20 protein-coding genes and 1 pseudogene are annotated in these 18,093 nt (G+C 67.4%); 11 read left to right on the forward strand and 10 right to left on the reverse strand.

The genetic code is table 11. From position 1 onward, the window contains the following. The first annotated feature begins 21 nt into the window (after positions 1-21). The 4 genes from G370_RS0101590 (at position 22) to G370_RS0101605 (ending at position 2,734) form a co-directional block, all read left to right on the forward strand. Entirely contained in the window at positions 22-291 is a 270-nt protein-coding gene (locus tag G370_RS0101590; RefSeq protein ID WP_019659024.1) for a Trm112 family protein, read from the forward strand. Continuing rightward, on the forward strand, positions 288-1,139 hold the full coding sequence (gene nadC / locus G370_RS0101595) for a carboxylating nicotinate-nucleotide diphosphorylase (RefSeq protein ID WP_019659025.1): 852 nt from the start codon (positions 288-290) through the stop codon (positions 1,137-1,139). Before G370_RS0101590 ends, nadC begins: the two co-directional genes overlap by 4 nt. Before the next feature lie 175 nt (positions 1,140-1,314). Further along, positions 1,315-2,316, forward strand: a complete 1,002-nt coding sequence (locus tag G370_RS0101600) for a DUF2272 domain-containing protein (protein ID WP_019659026.1) — start codon at positions 1,315-1,317, stop codon at positions 2,314-2,316. Positions 2,317-2,383: 67 nt separating this feature from the next. Further along, positions 2,384-2,734, forward strand: coding sequence for a DUF3301 domain-containing protein (locus G370_RS0101605; RefSeq protein ID WP_019659027.1), 351 nt, complete (start codon positions 2,384-2,386; stop codon positions 2,732-2,734). Positions 2,735-2,780: 46 nt separating this feature from the next. Here the strand turns inward: G370_RS0101605 and G370_RS0101610 are convergent, their stop codons facing one another. The 7 genes and pseudogenes from G370_RS0101610 to G370_RS0101640 all read right to left on the reverse strand — a co-directional run bounded on the left by G370_RS0101610 (position 2,781) and on the right by G370_RS0101640 (position 8,827). Then, positions 2,781-3,233: a ClpXP protease specificity-enhancing factor gene (locus tag G370_RS0101610; protein WP_019659028.1), complete on the reverse strand. Its 453-nt coding sequence runs from the start codon at positions 3,231-3,233 to the stop codon at positions 2,781-2,783. Between the two features lie 83 nt (positions 3,234-3,316). Then, a pseudogene (locus tag G370_RS01000000120645) lies at positions 3,317-3,952 on the reverse strand (glutathione S-transferase N-terminal domain-containing protein). 134 nt (positions 3,953-4,086) lie between these two features. After that, positions 4,087-4,836 carry a cytochrome c1 gene (locus tag G370_RS0101620; protein WP_019659029.1) on the reverse strand — a complete coding sequence of 250 codons (750 nt, stop codon included), beginning with the start codon at positions 4,834-4,836 and terminating at the stop codon, positions 4,087-4,089. Further along, entirely contained in the window at positions 4,829-6,088 is a 1,260-nt protein-coding gene (locus G370_RS0101625; protein ID WP_019659030.1) for a cytochrome b, read from the reverse strand. The genes G370_RS0101620 and G370_RS0101625 overlap by 8 nt, the downstream gene beginning before the upstream one ends. Then, a complete protein-coding gene (gene petA / locus G370_RS0101630; RefSeq protein ID WP_004151998.1) occupies positions 6,088-6,708 on the reverse strand; it encodes a ubiquinol-cytochrome c reductase iron-sulfur subunit in 621 nt (206 codons plus the stop codon). The genes G370_RS0101625 and petA overlap by 1 nt, the downstream gene beginning before the upstream one ends. Positions 6,709-6,892: 184 nt before the next feature. Next, positions 6,893-7,813: a lytic transglycosylase domain-containing protein gene (locus G370_RS0101635; RefSeq protein WP_019659031.1), complete on the reverse strand. Its 921-nt coding sequence runs from the start codon at positions 7,811-7,813 to the stop codon at positions 6,893-6,895. A 45-nt stretch (positions 7,814-7,858) separates the two neighbouring features. Then, entirely contained in the window at positions 7,859-8,827 is a 969-nt protein-coding gene (locus tag G370_RS0101640; protein ID WP_019659032.1) for a helix-turn-helix transcriptional regulator, read from the reverse strand. An 80-nt stretch (positions 8,828-8,907) separates the two neighbouring features. Here G370_RS0101640 and G370_RS0101645 point away from each other — a divergent pair, with 80 nt between their 5' ends. Next, on the forward strand, positions 8,908-9,528 hold the full coding sequence (locus tag G370_RS0101645; RefSeq protein ID WP_019659033.1) for a glutathione S-transferase family protein: 621 nt from the start codon (positions 8,908-8,910) through the stop codon (positions 9,526-9,528). Between the two features lie 206 nt (positions 9,529-9,734). Continuing rightward, positions 9,735-11,153 carry a tRNA (N6-isopentenyl adenosine(37)-C2)-methylthiotransferase MiaB gene (gene miaB, locus G370_RS0101650; RefSeq protein WP_019659034.1) on the forward strand — a complete coding sequence of 473 codons (1,419 nt, stop codon included), beginning with the start codon at positions 9,735-9,737 and terminating at the stop codon, positions 11,151-11,153. Positions 11,154-11,226: 73 nt separating this feature from the next. Here miaB and G370_RS0101655 read toward each other — a convergent pair whose 3' ends face one another. Genes G370_RS0101655 through G370_RS0101665 form a run of 3 tightly spaced genes read right to left on the reverse strand, consistent with a single transcriptional unit; the run spans position 11,227 to position 14,236 of the window. After that, positions 11,227-12,339 (reverse strand): ABC transporter permease, encoded by a 1,113-nt coding sequence (locus tag G370_RS0101655; protein ID WP_019659035.1) that lies wholly within the window; start codon positions 12,337-12,339, stop codon positions 11,227-11,229. Continuing rightward, complete coding sequence (locus G370_RS0101660) at positions 12,336-13,259, reverse strand: ABC transporter ATP-binding protein (protein ID WP_019659036.1); 924 nt, start codon at positions 13,257-13,259, stop codon at positions 12,336-12,338. Before G370_RS0101660 ends, G370_RS0101655 begins: the two co-directional genes overlap by 4 nt. A 20-nt stretch (positions 13,260-13,279) precedes the next feature. Continuing rightward, positions 13,280-14,236 carry an HlyD family secretion protein gene (locus G370_RS0101665; protein WP_019659037.1) on the reverse strand — a complete coding sequence of 319 codons (957 nt, stop codon included), beginning with the start codon at positions 14,234-14,236 and terminating at the stop codon, positions 13,280-13,282. A gap of 441 nt (positions 14,237-14,677) precedes the next feature. Here G370_RS0101665 and G370_RS0101670 point away from each other — a divergent pair, with 441 nt between their 5' ends. The 5 genes from G370_RS0101670 (at position 14,678) to G370_RS0101690 (ending at position 18,073) form a co-directional block, all read left to right on the forward strand. Beyond that, entirely contained in the window at positions 14,678-15,664 is a 987-nt protein-coding gene (locus G370_RS0101670; RefSeq protein ID WP_019659038.1) for a PhoH family protein, read from the forward strand. After that, the gene (gene ybeY / locus G370_RS0101675; RefSeq protein ID WP_019659039.1) at positions 15,661-16,146 is read left to right on the forward strand and encodes an rRNA maturation RNase YbeY; all 486 of its coding nucleotides are present in this window, start codon (positions 15,661-15,663) and stop codon (positions 16,144-16,146) included. The genes G370_RS0101670 and ybeY overlap by 4 nt, the downstream gene beginning before the upstream one ends. 47 nt (positions 16,147-16,193) lie before the next feature. Continuing rightward, positions 16,194-16,799: a hypothetical protein gene (locus tag G370_RS0101680; protein ID WP_019659040.1), complete on the forward strand. Its 606-nt coding sequence runs from the start codon at positions 16,194-16,196 to the stop codon at positions 16,797-16,799. Positions 16,800-16,877: 78 nt separating this feature from the next. After that, positions 16,878-17,486, forward strand: a complete 609-nt coding sequence (locus tag G370_RS0101685) for a hypothetical protein (protein WP_019659041.1) — start codon at positions 16,878-16,880, stop codon at positions 17,484-17,486. Then, positions 17,486-18,073: a hypothetical protein gene (locus G370_RS0101690; protein ID WP_019659042.1), complete on the forward strand. Its 588-nt coding sequence runs from the start codon at positions 17,486-17,488 to the stop codon at positions 18,071-18,073. Before G370_RS0101685 ends, G370_RS0101690 begins: the two co-directional genes overlap by 1 nt. Positions 18,074-18,093 lie beyond the last annotated feature (20 nt).

Below are 18,093 nucleotides of genomic sequence, written 5' to 3' on the forward strand. Positions count from 1 at the left end.
TTCCACGCAAGACGAAGAACCATGGATCGCAAGCTGCTCGACCTGCTGGTGTCGCCGGACACCCGCCAGCCCCTGTCCCTGCTGGATGGCAAGGGCCTGGAAGCCCTCAACAAGGCCATTTCCGCCGGCGCGGTAACCAAGGCCGATGGCAACCCGCTGGCGCAGCCGCTGCGCGAGGCACTGGTCACCCGCGACCGCAAGCAGGTCTTCCGCGTGGACGATGGCATTCCGGTGCTGCTGGCCGAGGAAGCCATTCCCACCGCCCAGATCGCCGACTTCCCGGCCGCATGAGCGCGCTGCCGACGCCGGACGCGGCCGTTGTCGCCGCCGATGTCGCGCGTGCGCTGGCCGAGGACCTGGGCAGCGGCGACGTCACCGCTGCGCTGCTGCCCGACCAGGCCGACAGCGCTTACCTGCTGTGCAAGCAGGACGGAGTGATCGCCGGTCGCCCCTGGTTCGACGCCACCCACCGCGCACTCGACCCGGAGGTGCGCATCGAATGGCATGTCTCCGAAGGTGACCCGGTCACTGCCGGCACCGTGCTGGCCCTGCTGCACGGGCGCAGCCGCAGTCTGGTCAGTGCCGAGCGCACCTCTCTGAATTTCCTGCAGACGCTGTCCGGCACCGCCACCACCACCGCCCGCTACGTAGCGGCAGTGGCCGGTACCGGCACGCGCATCCTCGACACCCGCAAGACCCTGCCCGGCCTGCGCCTGGCGCAGAAGTACGCGGTGCGCTGCGGCGGTGGCGAGAACCACCGCTTCGGCCTCTACGACACGGTGATGCTGAAGGAGAACCATATCCGTGCCGCCGGTTCGCTGGCCGCAGCGGTGGCCGCCGCACGCCGGCAGTGGCCTGCGCTGCCGCTGGTGGTGGAGGTCGAAGACCTGGCGCAGCTGCGCCAGGCGTTGGAAGCCGGGTGCGAACGCATCCTGCTGGACGACTTCAGCCCCGACCTGCGTCGCGAAGCCGTACGCATCACGGCCGGCCGCATTCCACTGGAAGTCTCCGGCAGCGTCGGCCTGGGCGGCCTGCGTTCGATCGCCGAAGACGGCGTGGACTGCATCTCCATCGGCGGGCTGACCAAGCATGTGCAGGCCATCGATCTGTCGCTGAAGCTGGGCCCGCCGCCGGCTTGAGGCCTGCGGGACGTTGTCGAGCCTACGCTCGGCTGCTTCTCGATCTGCGGCGCGCCCTGCACCCGCTTTGCGCGATGAGCCGAGCGTGGGCTCGGCTCTGCACGACCGGAACGCCTTCACGGCTCGGCTACGGCCGCCTCTGCGACGCTGCCGGCATCCCCCACAGGAGCCGTGCATGCGCCGGATGCTCTTGCCTGCCTGCCTGCTGCTGGCCGCGGCACCGTTGTCCGCAGCGGCCGCCGAAGCCTGCGATGTTCCGCCCCGCTTTGGCCTGAGTCCGTTGGCGGTGGCCATCCGCAACACCGCCTGCAATGAGCACCGGCTCTGGTACCGGCCCTTCATCGATCGTGAAGGCCGTGCCGCCAGCCTCAGCGTCACCGAGGCCGAAAGCGATCACCTGGCCGACAACGGACTGATCGCCTGGCAGCGCGTGGCTGGCTACTGGCGAAACAGCGGCACGCTCAACGCGATGGGCAGCATCGCCGGCGCCAGCAGCTGCCTGGCACCGCTGGGCACGCGCTACACCGACAGTGACTGCCGCGCGTTCCTGATCGACAACCCGTGGTCGGCCGCGTTCATCTCCTGGGTAATGGTGCAGTCCGGCGTTCCCGGCTTCAATACCTCGCCTCGCCACATCGACTACATCCGTGCCGCATACCAGGGCGGCCCCTCGGGCGTGCCGTACCGGCTGGTCGACCCGGCCACGGCCAAACCCGCGCCGGGCGACCTGCTGTGCTTCCTGCGCGACCGCAGCACCACGCTCAGCTACAGCGGGCTGGTGCAGGCGCTGGGCAACGGCTCGGTGGGCCACTGGAAGTCGCATTGCGAAGTGGTGGTGGCCGCCAACCTGGGGGGCGACCAGACCCTGTACCTGGTCGGTGGCAACGTGATGAACACCGTAGCGATGCGGCTGCTGCCGCTGGACCGCACCGGGCTGATCAAGCTGCCACCGGCGCGCGAACGCAACAGCACCGGCATCGACCCGAGCTGCACGCCAGGGCGCGAGGACGAATGCAGCTTCAACCGCCAGGACTGGGCAGCCCTGCTGCAGCTGACTGCAACCTCACCGCTGGTGATGCCCTCGCCCACTGCGACGCCGATGCAGCACACTCCGGCACCGCAACCGATCATCGTGCCCGCGCAGCCGGTGTCCAGCGAACCGCAGCCGCGGCGGTGAGTGCGGCGCTTGATCCAGCGCGCGTTCGCCGCCATCTTTGCGGGATCGACCTCTGACGGCTGACGCCATGCCTACCCTGCTGTTGTTGCTGATTGCCGGCGGAATCATCTACTTCTTCTGGAACGCGGCACGCTCGGCCGCAGAGCGCGCCGTTGAATTGGGCCGCAATGCCTGCCGCGCAGCTGATGTGCAATGGCTGGATCAGGCGGTGCACGCCACCGGCCTGCGCCTGTCGCGCGGCGAGGATGGCCGGCTTGGGTTCGAGCGCACCTTCAAGTTCGAGTATTCCTACGATGGCATCGATCGCCACGTGGGTCGCATGGTGCTGCGTGGCGACCAGTTGATCTCGTTCACCGGCCCCGGCGCGGCGCGGATCAGCCAGATCCGGCCGGATGCGAAGGATGCCGAGGATGTGTAAGGGCTGAAGGCGTGCCGACCAACGGTCGGCACCCACCGTTACTTGGTTACTTGACCACGCGCAGGTTCGGCCGCCCCTTCGGCGGCGGGCTGGCTGGCGGCGTATCGTCCGGCGGCGTGCCTTCCTCGTGCAGCAGTTCGTCGCTGGTCGGCGCGGTTTCGCTGCCCGGGATATCATCCGGCAGCGCCATGCCCTGCCCGGTCTCGCGGGCATAGACCGCCAGCACGGCGCTGATCGGCACCTGCACCGGGTAGCTGGTACCGGAGAAGCGCGCCGAGAAGCTCACCATCTCGTTGTCGATCATCAGCCGTACGACGGCACGTTCGGCGATGTTGAGCACGACCCGGCCATCCTTGACCGCCGAAGGCGGCACCTGCACGCCGGGAACGCCGGCGTCGACCAGGATGTGCGGGGTCAGCTGGTTGTCGTTGATCCATTCCACCAGCGCCCGCAGCAGGTACGGGCGGTGGCTGGTCATGTGGAAGAAGTCTTCGGTCATGCGTGAAGTGTACGCGCCCGGCGCCCCGCCGGGGCGGATCGCCTGCACGCCGGTCGGCGTGCAGACGGGTAACGCGGGCCGGATCAGGCCGGCAGGTCGCGCAGCTTCTTTTCCTGCTCGGTCAGGCTACGGACGAAACCGGGGTGGCGGAAGATGCGGTTACCGTAGTCCTCAATCGCCTTGCCATCCTTCGGAAGTGGCACATCCAGCGATTGCAGCCGCCAGATGATCGGGGCCATGGCGCAGTCGGCCAGGCTCATTTCCGGGTTGAGGAAGAACTTGCTGGCCTTGAACAGCGGCAGCGAGGCGGTCAGCAGTTCCTTCAGACGCTTGCGCCCGGCCTCGGCCTGGGTCTTGTTGCCCAGCTGGATGGCCTGCACCTGCGGCACCCAGTCGTGCTCGATGCGCAGCATCGCCAGGCGGATGCGCGCACGCGACAGCGGATCGACCGGCATCAGCGGCGGATGCGGGTAGCGCTCGTCCAGGTACTCGCTCACCACCGACGCGGCGTAGAGCACCAGCTCGCGCTCCACCAGGGTCGGCACCGAGTGGTACGGATTGAGATCGATCAGGTCTTCGGGCGGGTTCTACGGATCGACCGGAACGAAGTCGAAGGTGACGCCCTTGGCCGCCAGGACCAGGCGCACCCGGTGGCACAGCACATCGTCGTTCGAGGAAAACAGCGTCAGTGTATTGCGCATGCGTACGCTCGCCGCCATCAAAGGCTCTCCCACGACAGGAGACCGCCTGCCGCATCGGCGCCGCCGGCACCGTGCCGACGGTCGACTCCTCCCCGAGTGTGCAACCGACCATCACAAAAGCCAATAGGCCCGTGCGATGGCCGGCGGCCGAATCAGTGGACGTCCTTCCAGTATTCCTTCTTCAGCAGGTACAGCAGGAAGGTCAGCAGGGCCAGGAACAGGATCACCCACACGCCCAGCTGCTGGCGCTTGAGCGCGGCCGGCTCGCCGGCGTATTCGAGGAAGTTGGTGATGTCGCGCACCGCCTGGTCGTACTGCCCGGCATCGACCGAACCTGGCGTTTCAATGCGCAGGCCGGTCACCGGCGGGTCCATGCCGGGGCCTTCGGCCTTGCCATGCACGGCGTGCTGCAGGCCCTGCATCTCCCACAGCGGGTTCGGCATGGAGGCGTTGGCGAACAGCGCGTTGTTCCAGCCCAGCGGCCGGCTGCTGTCCAGGTAGAACGACTTGAGGTAGGTGTAGACCCAGTCGCTGCCGCGCACGCGCGCGATCAGGCTGAGATCCGGCGGCATCTTGCCGAACCACTTCTCCGCGTTCTCCTTGGGCATCGCCACCGGGATCGGGTCGCCGATCGCCGAGCCGGTGAAGTTGAGGTTGTTCATCACCTCTTCCTCGGTCAGGCCCAGGTCCTGCGCCATCCGCGAATAGCGCAGGTACTTCAGCGCATGGCAGCCGGAGCAGTAGTTCATGTACAACTGTGCGCCGCGCTGCAGCGAGGCGCGGTCACCCAGATCGTTGCCTGCCTGCAGCAGCTTGGTTCCGCCCTCGGCGGCGGAGGCCAGGAAACTGCCCAGCATCAGGGTGGCCGCCAGGGCCAGCCGGACCATCCAGCGCTCAGTCATGCGTGGTCACCCTCTCCGGTACCGGCTTGGTCTTGTCCAGCCTTGTCCATAGCGGCATGGTGATGAAGAAGGCGAAGTACAGGAAGGTCAGCACCCGCCCGATGTAGGTTTCATGCACGTCGGTGCCCGGGCCGGAGCCGATCACGCCCAGCCACACGAAGCACACCGCCAGCACGCCCAGCATCACCCTCGAGATCCAGCCGCGGTAGCGCACCGATTTCACCTTCGCCTTGTCCAGCCACGGCACCAGGAACAGGATCGCGATGGCCGAGAACATCACCAGCACGCCACCGAGCTTGTTCGGCACCACGCGCAACATCGCGTAGTACGGCGTGTAGTACCAGACCGGCTTGATGTGCTCCGGGGTGACCAGGCGGTTGGCCTCGGTGAAGTTGTCGTGCTCCAGGAACAGGCCGCCGAAACCAGGCGCAAAGAAGATGATGAAGGCGGCGATGATCAGCAGGAAGCCGGCGCCTACACCATCCTTGAGCGTGTAGTACGGGTGGAACGGAATACCGTCGGCCGGAGCGTTCGGCGACCAGCGGTTGCCCTTCGGCCCCTTCTTGATCTCCACGCCATCGGGGTTGTTCGAACCCACTTCGTGCAGCGCGCCCAGGTGCAGTACCACCAGCAGCAACAGCACCAGCGGCAAGGCGATGACATGCAGCGCGAAGAAGCGGTTGAGCGTGGCGTCACTGGGCAGGTAATCGCCCATGATCCATTCGGTCAGGCCGTTGCCGATCACCGGTATGGCACCGAACAGCGAGATGATCACCTTGGCGCCCCAGAACGACATCTGGCCCCACGGCAGCACGTAGCCCATGAACGCTTCGGCCATCAACACCAGGTAGATCAGCATGCCGAGGATCCACACCAGCTCGCGTGGCTTCTGGTAACTGCCGTACAGCAGGCCACGGAACATGTGCAGGTAGACCACGATGAAGAACAGCGAGGCACCCGTGGAGTGCATGTAGCGGATCAGCCAGCCCCACTCCACGTCCCGCATGATGTACTCGATGGAGCCGAACGCCTCGGCGGCGCTGGTCTTGTAGTGCATCGTCAGGAAGATGCCGGTGACGATCTGGTTGACCAACACCAGCAGCGCCAGCGAACCGAAGTAGTACCAGATGTTGAAGTTCTTCGGCGCGTAGTACTCGCTCACATGCTTGCGATAGACCGGCATCAGGCCCGGCGCGCGGGCATTGACCCAGTCGGCCACGCCGCTGGCGGTACGGCTGAGGATATTGGCCATCAGGCAGCCCCCTGCGGATCGACACCGATGATGATGGTGTTGTCGTCCTGGTAATGGTGCGCGGGCACCTTCAGGTTGATCGGCGCCGGAACGTCCTTGAAGACGCGGCCGGACATGTCGAAGCGCGACTTGTGGCAGGGGCAGAAGTAGCCGCCCTTCCACTGCGGGTCGTACGGCTCGGGCCGGATTTCGGCCACCATTTCAGGCGAACAGCCCAGGTGCGTGCACAGCCCAACCAGCACGGAGATATCCGGCTTGATCGAACGCAGCTCGGGGTTCTGTTTGAGCACATAGTCCGGCTGCTGGTCCTTCTCGCCGGACTCGGGGTCCTTGAGACGGCCGTCCAGCCCATGCAGCGCATCGAGGATGGCCTTGGACCGCTTGACGATCCAGATCGGCTGGCCACGCCATTCCACGATCAGGCGTTGGCCTTCCTGCAGGGCGCTGATGTCAGCCACCACCGGTGCGCCGGCAAGCTTGGCGCGGGCACTGGGGTTCCAGGATTTGATGAAAGGAACGGCGGTGAATCCGACGCCGACGGCGCCCACCACGGCTGTGGTGGCAGAAAGAAAACGCCGACGTCCGGTGTTGACTGGATCGTGTACCCCATCGTTGGCCATCCGGCACTCCGATATTGATTAGGTAGCTTTAAGGCTGCCAGCGGATCCGGTGGGGGCCAGAGCCGCATTGAATCGCGGTCGAGTGTAGCGGAACCGTCGCGCGCCACACAACGCTCTTTGCAAGGAGTGCCGACTGACAGTCGGCACCCATCTGTTCAAGGGAGTGCCGACCAACGGTCGGCACCTACTGGTGACTCAGGGCGGTGCGGTAACGCTCGGCCAGCTGCCCGACCCGGCGCACGTAGTACTGCGTCTCGCTGTAGGGCGGCACGCCACCGTGGCGGTCGACCGCGCCCTCGCCGGCGTTGTAGCCGGCCGCAGCCAGGGTCAGGTCGCCATTGAAGCGCTTCAGCAACCACGCAAGATACTGCACGCCACCGCGGATGTTCTGCCCGGCATCATAGGAATCGCTGACCCCGAAGCGGGCCGCGGTCGGCGGCATCAGCTGCATCAGGCCCTGCGCGCCGGCGCGGCTGAGCGCGGTCGGGTTGTAGGCCGACTCGGCGTGGATGATGGCGCGCACCACGGCTTCTTCGACGCCGAACTCGCGTGCGGCCGAGGTGATCTCGGTCTGGAACGCGGTGGTGTTCAAGCGCACCGAACCGAAGTCCACGCGTGGGTTGACGCCACAGGCATAACAGCGCTCCATGAAACTGTAGCGGATGGTACGCACCGGGCCGAGGTTGGCGACCTGGGTTGGCCGCGCACTGGTGTAGTGGCGCACCCCATCCTTCATGAAGGAATAGACCTGGCCGCTGACCATCCGCCCGGCCCGCGAGGCCGTCGGTGCCGCAGCAGGCGCGGGGGCAGCAGGCGTCGACGCGACCGCAGTGGGCGCAGCGGCGCTGGCCGCCACGGCGACCGGATTGCGTTCGATGCTGGCCACGGTGGTCGGCGCAGGCTTCGGCGCGACCACCACAGGGCGCGGTGCCGGCCGGGTATCGCGGCTGTAGCTGATGCTGCTGCAGCGCGCGCCGGCCACTCGCTTGCTCACGTAGCTGGTGACCCCGTCGGCGCCCTGGCACTTGTACAGGGTGCCGGCGCTGGCCGGCGCAGCGGTCAGCGCAGCGATGATGATCGCCGTTGTCCCCAGTATCCCCTTCATGCCGCGAGTGTCCCAGCTTCGCCGGGGCTTGCCAAGCGACGTGGCTCAGCCTGTGACCGGCGGCACAGCCAGCACCTGGCCCAATTCGGCCAAACGCTGTGCCAGCTCATCGCGCAGGCCCGGCGGTGTGGTCCACAACGCCACCGGCACGCGGTCCAGGCTGAGGATCTGCGCCAGCATCATGCCCCGGCTCTCGGCCCCCATGCGCAGCAGGCAGTGCTCGGCACCATCCGCCTCCAGCACCCCGCACCAGGGAGGAATGCGGCCTTCCAGCTCGGCGCGGCTGCCGGCCAGGCGGACGATGGCTTGCAGCGCGAACGGCGCCTGGCTGACCGCCTGCCGCACCATCACGTCCGGGGGTGCCGGCGTGCGCCGATGCAGGCCGGGCTCGGTGCATTCGCGCACCGCGCCCATCCGGTCCACACGCAGGGTGCGCCAGTCCTGCCGGCCCAGATCCCAGGCCAACAGGTACCAGCGCCGGCCGTAATTGACCAGGTGCTGTGCCTCGACTTCGCGCTGGGTAACAGCCTCCTGCGCGCTGCGGTATTCGAAGGCCAGCCGCGACGCCTGCCGACAGTGCTGGGCCAGCCGTCCGAGCAGGCGTGCGTCGGTGGACGGAAGGTCGGCCAGGGTGGCCGTCGCCGCATGCACCTCCCCGGCCTGCCGGCGGCGGCGGGTCGGCACCAGCGGGTCGAGCTTGGACAACAGGCCCCGCGCAGTGTCGTCGATGCCGGCGACGGTCGCAGACGCGGCACGCAGGGCGATGGCCAGGGTGGTTGCCTCCTCCTCGTCCAGCAGCATCGGCAATACCGGCGCCCCCGCCCCGAGCTGGTAGCCGCCGCCCACCCCTGACGAGGCGTGGACCGGGTAGCCCAGCTCGCGCAGGCGCTCGATATCGCGGCGGATGCTGCGCCGGTCCACGCCCATGCGCTCGGCCAGCTCAGCCCCGGACCACTGGCGGCGGGCCTGCAGCAGGGCGATCAGGCGCAGCAGTCGATGGGCGGTATGGCGCATGAAGAATCGAGGACAGAAGTCGTCCGCAATAGTGCCCCAGGATGGCTTCCAGTTCACCACCCACCGCAAGGAGCAATGCCATGACCTCACGCCAGATCACCCTGTATCACGCCGCCCGATCCCGCTCGAGCGGCGCCGTGGCTCTGCTCGAAGCGCTGGGTGCCGACTACCGCATGCAGGTGCTGGACCTGAAAGCCGGCGCCAACCTGGCTCCGGCCTATCTGGCCATCAACCCGATGGGCAAGGTGCCGGCCATCGTCCACAACGGCGCACTGGTGACCGAGCAGGTCGCCATTTATCTGTACCTGGCCGACCTGTATCCGGAAGCCGGGCTGGCACCGCCGATCGGCGACGCCCTGCGCGGGCCCTACCTTCGCTGGATGGCCTTCTACGGCGCCTGCTTCGAGCCAGCGATGATCGACAAGGCGATGCACCGCGAGCCACCGCCGCGCCTGATGTCACCGTACAACGATGCGGACACCGTGCTGCAGGTGGTCGAGGCCCAGCTGGCACAGGGTCCCTACCTGCTCGGCGGGACGATGAGTGCCGCCGATATGCTGTGGGGCAATGCGCTGGCCTGGACCACGGCCTTCGGCCTGGTGCAGCCTGCGCCGGCCACGGCTGATTACATTGCGCGGATGAGCGCGATGACCGCCTTCGACCGTTCGCGGCAGATCGATGCGGAGCTGGCGGCGGCATAAGCAGCGCCGGAGCAGCGCCGGCCGGCTTTCCTTGTAGAGCCGAGCCCACGCTCGGCTGGCTTCAGTAGAGCCAGGCCATGCCAGACTGCCCCATGGGAAGCGGGAAGAGCAGCCGAGCGTGGGCTCGGCTCTACAAGGGCGCGGCGGCTGGCGCGGGATGCGGGTAGAATTGCCCGCTTTCCCGCCACCCGAATGGATTAAGCGCCATGACCGGGACGCCAGACGTCTTTCCGCCCGCCACGCCGGGCGGTACCCCGCTCGTTGCCCTGCCCGCTGGTCCGCGCAAGCCCGACCAGGTCAAGGGCAAGCTGTACATCAAGACCCACGGTTGCCAGATGAACGAGTACGACTCGGCCAAGATGGCCGACGTGCTTGCCGCCAGCGATGGCCTGGAACTGACCGATACCCCGGACGACGCTGACGTCATCCTGGTCAACACCTGCTCCATCCGCGAGAAGGCGCAGGAGAAGGTATTCAGCCAGCTGGGCGTGTGGAAGGGCCTGAAGAACAAGGGCCGCGAGGTCATCATCGGCGTCGGCGGCTGCGTCGCCTCGCAGGAAGGCGAAGCGATCATCAAGCGCGCGCCGTTCGTCGACCTGGTGTTCGGACCGCAGACCCTGCACCGCCTGCCGGAACTGATCCGCGCGCGGCGCGAACAGAAGCGCCCGCAGGTGGACATCAGCTTCCCCGAGATCGAGAAGTTCGACCGCCTGCCGGAGCCGCGTGCCGATGGCGCCTCGGCGTTCGTGTCGATCATGGAAGGCTGCTCGAAGTACTGCTCGTTCTGCGTGGTGCCCTACACCCGCGGCACGGAGGTCAGCCGCCCGTTCGAGGACGTGGTGGTGGAAGTGGCCCAGCTGGCCGCGCAGGGTGTGCGCGAGATCAACCTGCTCGGCCAGAACGTCAACGCCTACCGTGGCCCGTATGGCGATGGTGAGTTCGCCGACCTGGGCCTGCTGATCCGCACCATCGCCGAGATCGATGGCGTTGGCCGCATCCGCTTCACCACCTCGCACCCGCTGGAGTTCAGCGATTCGCTGGTCGACGCGTTCCGCGACGTACCGCAGCTGGCCAACTTCCTGCACCTGCCGGTGCAGGCCGGCAGCGACCGCGTGCTGTCGGCGATGAAGCGCGGCTACACAGCACTGGAATTCAAGTCGAAGATCCGCAAGCTGCGCGCGGTGCGCCCGGACATCTCGATCAGCTCGGACTTCATCGTCGGCTTCCCCGGCGAGACCGATGCCGATTTCGAGAAGACCATGAAGCTGATCGAAGACATCGGCTTCGACCACAGCTTCTCCTTCATCTATTCGCGCCGCCCGGGCACGCCAGCGGCCGACCTGGAGGACACGATCAGCGATGCGGAGAAGCACGCGCGCCTGTCGCGCCTGCAGGAGCGCATCAATGCGCACGCGGCCAGCATCTCGGAGAAGATGGTCGGTACCGTGCAGACCGTGCTGGTGGAAGGGCCGTCGCGCAAGAATCCGAACGAGCTGACCGGCAAGACCGAGAACATGCGTTCGGTGAACTTCCCGGCGCCGGCGCGGTTGATCGGCCAGTTCGTGGATGTGCTGATCACCGAAGCGCTTACCAACTCGCTACGTGGGCGCGTGATGGCGGAATAAGGTGTGCCGACCAACGGTCGGCGCCCACCGGAAATGATGCCGGCCAGCGGCCGGCACTACCGAATGACAGGCCTCAATCCAGGCGCTTGCGGAAACGCAGGATCGCCAGCGTCATCATCACCACGATGAAGGCCAGCAGCGCCAGCGCGTCGTGCCACAGCTCCAACAACGAGGCGCCGCGCAGCATGATGCCGCGCACCAGGCGCAGGAAGTGGGTCAGCGGCAGCACCTCGGCCAGCCACTGCACCGGCCGCGGCATGCCGGCGAACGGGAACATGAAGCCCGACAGCAGGATCGACGGCAGGAACAGGAACAACGTCATCTGCATCGCCTGGAACTGCGAGCGCGCGCGCGTGGAAATCAGCAGGCCCAGTGCGAGGTTGGCCAGCACCAGCAGGACCGCGGCTAGGTAGATGTCCAGCAGGCTGCCGCGGATCGGCACCTGGAACAGCCAGGTACCCAGCGCCAGCACCAGGGTGGTCTGCAGCATGCCGATCGCTGCATAGGGCAGCACCTTGCCGACCATCAGTTCGCTGCGCGATACCGGCGTGGCGATCAGCAGTTCCATGTTGCCGCGCTCGCGCTCGCGCACCACCGCCACCGCCGTGAACATCACCAGGGTCATGGTCAGGATCACCCCGATAAGGCCGGGCACGATGTTCACCGCCGAACGCCGTTGCGGGTTGTAGAAACTGGTCACGCTGACCTGGCCACTGGCAATGCTGCCTTCGCGTAGCGGCCGCGTATTGCTGGTCGGGCGCGTATCCAGTGGCACCTGCGCCAGCTGGATCGCCGCACTCTGCACCACGGTGTCGCTGCCATCGACCAGCACCTGTACCGCTTCGCGTCCATCGAAGCGGCGACGCTCGAAGTCGGCCGGCACCACGATGCCGACGCTGATCTCGCCGCGGCGCAGTGCCTGCATCAGCTGGTCCGGCGTGTAGGCCTCGCTGCGCGGCGTGATCACGCCGGTAGCGACCACGTCCTGCACCAGCGCGCGAGAGGCGGCGCTGTTGGCCTGGTCGGCGATACCCGCATCGAGGTGGCGCAGGTTGAGGTTGATCGCATACCCGAACAGCAGCAGCTGCATCACCGGAATGCCGACGATCATCGCCAGCGTGATGCGGTCGCGGCGCAGCTGCCGCAGCTCCTTGAGCACGATCGCCCACAGCCGGCGCAGGTTCATGCCGCCGGCTCCCGGCTACGGCCGCGGGTGGCGGCGACGAACACGTCTTCCAGGTTCGGCGCTACGGTTTCGATATGCGCTTGCGGGTCGGCGCTGGCCAACGCGCGCCGCAGCACTGCGACATCCGCTACGCCCTCATTGCACAGCACGCGCAGATGGGTGCCGATCTGCGCCACGCTCAGTACGCCGGGCAGCTCGGCCAGCACGCGGCTGGCCTGGCGTGGCTGCGATGACGTGACCTGCAGCGTGCGGCCGTCCAGCTGCGCACACAGTTCGGCCGGCGTGCCATCGGCGACCAGCGCGCCACGATCAAGAATAGCCAGCCGGTGGCAGCGCTCGGCTTCGTCCATGTAGTGGGTCGAGACCAGCACGGTGGTACCGGCGTCGGCAAGTTCAAACAGGGCCTCCCAGAAGTCGCGGCGTGACTCCGGGTCGACCGCGCTGGTCGGCTCGTCCAGGAACAGCAGTTCGGGCGAATGCACCACGGCGCCGGCCAGGGCCAGGCGCTGCTTCTGCCCGCCGCTGAGCGTACCGGCCAGCTGCGGCTGCCGGTCCTGCAACCGGTACTGCTGCAGCAGCGCATCGACCCGTTGCCGGGCCTGGTTGCGCGGCAGGCCCTGGATGGCGGCGAGGAATTCCAGGTTCTCGCGTACCGATAGGTCTTCGTACAGCGAGAAGCGCTGGGTCATGTAGCCGATGCGCCGGCGCAGTGCTTCGGCCTGCTCGGGAACCGCCAGGCCCAGCACCTCGATCTGCCCCGCACTGGGTTCCAGCAGGCCGCACAGCATGCGGATGGTGGTCGACTTGCCCGACCCGTTCGGGCCCAGGAAACCATAGACCTGGCCACGGGGCACGGTCAGGTCGACCTTGTCCACGGCCAGCAGATCGCCGAAGCGGCGGGTCAGGCCCTGCGCATGCACTGCGATGTCCGCACCGGTGTTCAGAAGCGCACCTGCACCGGCAGCCCGGCCGGAAGCGTCTGCATGTCGCTGGCTTCATCCACTTCGATCTCGGCGAGGTAGCTCAGGCGCTCGACGTCATCGCCGGTCAGTGCGTAGTACGGGGTGAATGAAGGCTCGCTGCGGATCGCGCGCACATGGCCCTTCAGTACGGTGCGCCCTCCCTCCAGCTGTATCTGCGCCGGCTGACCGACCTTGACCTGCAGGCGCAGCGGCTGCGGCAGGTAGACGCGCGCATAGGGGCGCTCGCCAACCAGCATCACCGCCAGTGGCGCCCCGATCGGTGCCTGGTCACCCTGCCGGTACGGCAAGGCATCGATCACGCCATCGCGCGGTGCGCGCAGCTGCAGCTTCTGCAGGTTGACGCCCTGCACCACCTGCTGCGCCTGTGCGGCGTCGGCGGCCGCCTGGCCCTGGGCGATGTCCTGCGCGCGACTGCCGTGCACCCGTTCCAGCCAGGCCTGCTCGGCGGCACGCACGCTGGCCGCGGCATTGCCGGCGGCCGCCCGTGCACGGTCCAGCTCGGCGGCGGCGATCAGGCGCTGGCGTGCCAATGGTTGCACGCGCCGATAGTAGGCAGTGGCTTCAGCAGACTGCGCGCGCAACGCGGCCAGTTGTGCCTGGGCCTGTGCGATCTGTTCCTGCCGCGGGCCGAGCTTCAGCTCTTCCAGCTGGGCCTGCGCGCGCGCCGTGTCGGCCTGCGCCACCGCGAACTGCGCGTCGCCGCGGGCGGGGTCGAGCTGCATCAGCACGGCCCCGGCCTTGACCCGCTGGCCCTCGCGCACCTCCAACGTGGCGATCACCTCGGCCGCCGGCGCCGGCACCGTGATCCGGTCCCACTCCAGTGTGCCCAGCGCCGTTGGCGTTGACTGCCCACAGCCTGCCAGCAGGCCGATGGCCGCCAGCCCGAGTCCACGCATCCCGTTGCCGATGCCCATACCATCCCCTCCTGCGACGGCGACACGGTGCCAGCTGCCCCGTGCACCCTCAATGATTCCGATCAGCCCTGACGGTTTTTTCGCCACGTACGGGCGAGCCTTTTGCTGCAAGGCTCCTCTCCACCTATCCACAGCTTGATTCAGCATCATTCCACAGCTGGTGTGGAGAACCGAACGGGGGCGGCCGTACTGGGTGCCTGGCAGCGGAAGATGCGCTGCCGTCACAGGAGCCGGCCGGCTGTGACGGTTTTTTCACCACCGCCTCATACGCCTTGTGGCACAAGCACTGCGAAGGCCTATCCACAGGTTTTCGCGCCCCCCCTCCACACCGGGTGTGGAAAACCGCGTATCGGCCCGCTGCTGGCCGCATGCCCGGTACGCGCGTAACCTTGTCATCCCAAGTCCATCGCGGTGGACGGCGAACCCGCCCCACCCCAAGCAATGAAAAGCATCGATCATCGAGACTTCACCCTGTCGCCGGAAGACAACGAGCGATTGGCCAACCTGTGCGGCCCCTTCGACGGGCACCTGCGCCAGATCGAGCTGAAGCTCGGCGTGGAGATCGCAAACCGTGGCTTCGTGTTCCGCATCAGCGGGCCCAATGAAGCCATCGTGGAGGCGCAGAAGCTGGTTGAAGCGCTGTACGCCGAAGCCGGCGAGACCGTCTTCGACAACCACGCCATCCATCTGCGCCTGGCGCAGGCCAATGTCGAGCAGATCGCCGAACGCTCCTACGAAGCGCAGGAGGTCGCGATCAAGGTCAAGCGCGGTACGGTACGTGGCCGTGGCGCCAATCAGTCCCGCTACCTGCACCAGATCGCCACCCACGACATCAACTTCGGCATCGGCCCGGCCGGTACCGGCAAGACCTTCCTGGCCGTGGCCAGCGCGGTCGAAGCACTGAACGAATCGCGGGTGCAGCGCCTGATCCTGGTGCGCCCGGCGGTGGAAGCCGGCGAGAAGCTGGGCTTCCTTCCAGGCGACCTGAGCCAGAAGGTCGATCCCTACCTGCGACCGTTGTACGACGCCCTGTACGAGATGATGGGCGTGGAGAAGGTGGTCAAGCTGCTGGAGAAGAACGTCATCGAGATCGCGCCGCTGGCCTACATGCGCGGCCGCACGCTCAACGATGCATTCGTGATCCTGGACGAAGCACAGAACACCACCATCGAACAGATGAAGATGTTCCTGACCCGCCTGGGCTACGGCTCCACCGCGGTGGTCACCGGCGACCTGACCCAGACCGACCTGCCCAAGCACGTGAAATCCGGTCTGCGCGACGCCATCGATGTGCTGCGTGAAGTCGAGGGCGTCAGCTTCACCTTCTTCGAATCCCGCGACGTGGTCCGCCACCCGCTGGTCGCGCGCATCGTCAGCGCCTACGACCGCCGCGACCTGCATCAGATCCAGCCTGGAGCGACGCCATGACCCGTGGTCCCGTGCGACTGGACGTCGCCGTCAGTTATGCCCTGCCGCGTGCCGGCCTGCCGGCGGCCGTGAGCTTTCGCAAGTGGGTGGCCGCTGCGTTGAAGGGCCGCATCCGCGAGGCCGATCTGGCCATCCGCGTGGTCGATGCCAAGGAAGGCCAGTCGCTGAACCGCCATTACCGTGGCAAGGACTACGCCACCAACGTGCTCAGCTTCCCGGCCGAAGTGCCCGAAGGCCTGCCCAAGGGCGTCAAGTTTCCACTGCTCGGCGACCTGGTGATCTGCGCACCGGTGGTGGCCCGCGAAGCCGACGAACAGGGCAAGGCGCTCAACGCCCATTACGCGCACCTGACCGTGCACGGCGTGCTGCACCTGCTTGGCTGGGACCACGAGGACGACAAGGAAGCCGAGGCGATGGAACAGCTGGAGCGCGACATCCTGGCCGAGCTCGGCATCGCCGATCCCTACGCCGGCGAGCGCTGACGACCACGCACACCGGGTTCATCACGGAGGACAACCCCATCGCGCTGTTGCCCGCACTCATCGCCGCTCTTCTGCAGGTAACCACTGCCCCGGGCATCGACCCCGACCGGGAACGACCGTCGCCGTTCCCGGCCAGCGACAGCGCGGCCGACATTGCCGCCAAAGTCGCCGAGGTGCAGGCCTTCTTTGACGTCAGCCAACAGACGGCCCGCCAGGCGGTCGCCGAGGCGCAGCAGCACGCATTGATGGAACGCTTGAGGGCGCGCCACGCGGCACGCCTGGCCGGCATGTGGGTGGACAATGCGACGGGTTGGACCGTCGTCGTGCGATTGACTGGCCCAGCCTCCGAGGCGGATGAGACCCATCCAGGGGCGGACGGCCCGCAACGCGTGCGCTATATCATCGGCGCTTCAATGACCGAAGCGGAGATGCAGCGCCGTCTTCAGGCGCAGCAGGGCTGGTTCATCCCGCAGCTGCCCGGTCTGACCGGCTATGGCCTGGACGTCATGACCGGTGAACTGGAGCTGGAACTCCGGGATACCGCTGGCGCGCGCGCAACGGCGGCGACCGTGCGCGACCACCTGCAGGCGCTGCTGGGCTACCCGGTCAGGCTGCGCTGGTACCCAGCGGCATCGCAGCGCCGATCGCCCTGACCCAGCCGGGCTGCAGGTGCCGGTCCGCGCGCTGCGCAATTGTTTGCCGCCTGGCATGGCGGCACAAGGAAACCAAGGATGACCTCGGGAAACAGCTTCACGGCGATTGCAATGAGTGCGGGCCTGTTCGCAGGCCTGCTGGTGCTGGGCGCGTACACCGTGCGCCGCATCAGCGCCGGCGACCCCAGCGGCAGGCACTGGCTGCTGCGCAGCCTGGCCCTGCTCTCGCCCTTGTGCCTGCTGGCCGGGCTGGCGACCGGCATGATCGGCCCCCACCTCACGGGTAGAGCAGAACCCGTCCACCTGCCCGGGCTGTGGGAAACGTCGATGGTGCTGATACTGGTCGGTGCCTTGACCCTGCCGGTGCTGTGGCGAACGCTGCTGCAGCAGCGGCTTGGCAGGCCGGTCAACGCGCTTCCGTTCTTCCATGCCAGCCGCACCTCGTTGCTGGTGCTGTTCGTGCTGGCCGTGATCTACGTGAAAGTGGCCAGGACAGCCGCATCGGAAATGTTGCCCTGGCTGACCAGCCCGGGCCTGTGGCCGGCGGTGGTGCGCATCGCGGGGCAATCGATGCAGATCACCACGCTCGCGGTCGTGCTTACCCTCTCACTGATGGTCGTGCGGCGGGCGATGACCGGTTTCCTGCGCCTTCTCAGCGGGCTGTTCAGGCGCTCACCGGAGCTATGATGGGTGCCCTTCGCCTGCGGAAACCGCCCGTGTCACTGCGCTGCTGCCTGCCCCTGCTGTGTGCCCTTGCGGTCCCATCCGCCTTCGCTTCCAGCGTCGACCTGCCGGCCCTGATCGAATGCCGCCAGGGCGTGGCCGAGCAGGCCGCGCTGGCGCCGCTGCTGGCCGATCCGCTGAAGGCCGTGGCCCAGGGCCTGCAGCCGCTGCCGCAGGGCAACCAGTTCATGAGCGAGTTCCGGCTGGCCAGCCCGATCACCGTCTTCGGCCAACAGACCGATCGGGTGGCGGTGGCCGACGCCAGCGTCATGGCCGTCCTCGACCAGGCCGACCCACGCCCGCTGGCCAAACGGCTGGAATTGGAGACCGGCTACGACCAGGACGGCAAGTTCATGGCCGGCCGCGAGCTGGTCAGCCGCGACGTGACCGACCCGAAGACCGGCGAGGCCCAGATCGAGTCGATCATCCTCAGCGTCTCCACCGTGGCCTCCCACCCGGGCAAGACCCTGGCCGGCTGCACCTACAGCCTGGACCTGCCCGAGGAGGAGCCGGCCGCGGCCGCCCCAGCCCCGGCCACCGGCAGTCACTGACAGGCCGTCACATCCTGCTA

The organism is Stenotrophomonas hibiscicola ATCC 19867, from assembly GCF_000382065.1.
In the GTDB taxonomy this organism is placed as follows: domain Bacteria; phylum Pseudomonadota; class Gammaproteobacteria; order Xanthomonadales; family Xanthomonadaceae; genus Stenotrophomonas; species Stenotrophomonas hibiscicola.

Excerpts from the sequence above, each read along its gene's own strand:
- G370_RS0101665 (WP_019659037.1), bottom strand. The coding sequence starts at position 14,236 with ATGGGCATCGGCAACGGGATGCGTGGACTCGGGCTGGCGGCCATCGGC.
- miaB (WP_019659034.1), top strand. The coding sequence starts at position 9,735 with ATGACCGGGACGCCAGACGTCTTTCCGCCCGCCACGCCGGGCGGTACC.
- G370_RS0101620 (WP_019659029.1), bottom strand. The coding sequence starts at position 4,836 with ATGACTGAGCGCTGGATGGTCCGGCTGGCCCTGGCGGCCACCCTGATG.
- G370_RS0101685 (WP_019659041.1), top strand. The coding sequence starts at position 16,878 with ATGACCTCGGGAAACAGCTTCACGGCGATTGCAATGAGTGCGGGCCTG.
- G370_RS0101625 (WP_019659030.1), bottom strand. The coding sequence starts at position 6,088 with ATGGCCAATATCCTCAGCCGTACCGCCAGCGGCGTGGCCGACTGGGTC.
- G370_RS0101640 (WP_019659032.1), bottom strand. The coding sequence starts at position 8,827 with ATGCGCCATACCGCCCATCGACTGCTGCGCCTGATCGCCCTGCTGCAG.
- G370_RS0101670 (WP_019659038.1), top strand. The coding sequence starts at position 14,678 with ATGAAAAGCATCGATCATCGAGACTTCACCCTGTCGCCGGAAGACAAC.
- G370_RS0101600 (WP_019659026.1), top strand. The coding sequence starts at position 1,315 with ATGCGCCGGATGCTCTTGCCTGCCTGCCTGCTGCTGGCCGCGGCACCG.
- G370_RS0101590 (WP_019659024.1), top strand. The coding sequence starts at position 22 with ATGGATCGCAAGCTGCTCGACCTGCTGGTGTCGCCGGACACCCGCCAG.
- G370_RS0101610 (WP_019659028.1), bottom strand. The coding sequence starts at position 3,233 with ATGACCGAAGACTTCTTCCACATGACCAGCCACCGCCCGTACCTGCTG.
- G370_RS0101605 (WP_019659027.1), top strand. The coding sequence starts at position 2,384 with ATGCCTACCCTGCTGTTGTTGCTGATTGCCGGCGGAATCATCTACTTC.
- G370_RS0101655 (WP_019659035.1), bottom strand. The coding sequence starts at position 12,339 with ATGAACCTGCGCCGGCTGTGGGCGATCGTGCTCAAGGAGCTGCGGCAG.
- G370_RS0101690 (WP_019659042.1), top strand. The coding sequence starts at position 17,486 with ATGGGTGCCCTTCGCCTGCGGAAACCGCCCGTGTCACTGCGCTGCTGC.
- nadC (WP_019659025.1), top strand. The coding sequence starts at position 288 with ATGAGCGCGCTGCCGACGCCGGACGCGGCCGTTGTCGCCGCCGATGTC.
- G370_RS0101635 (WP_019659031.1), bottom strand. The coding sequence starts at position 7,813 with ATGAAGGGGATACTGGGGACAACGGCGATCATCATCGCTGCGCTGACC.
- ybeY (WP_019659039.1), top strand. The coding sequence starts at position 15,661 with ATGACCCGTGGTCCCGTGCGACTGGACGTCGCCGTCAGTTATGCCCTG.
- petA (WP_004151998.1), bottom strand. The coding sequence starts at position 6,708 with ATGGCCAACGATGGGGTACACGATCCAGTCAACACCGGACGTCGGCGT.
- G370_RS0101645 (WP_019659033.1), top strand. The coding sequence starts at position 8,908 with ATGACCTCACGCCAGATCACCCTGTATCACGCCGCCCGATCCCGCTCG.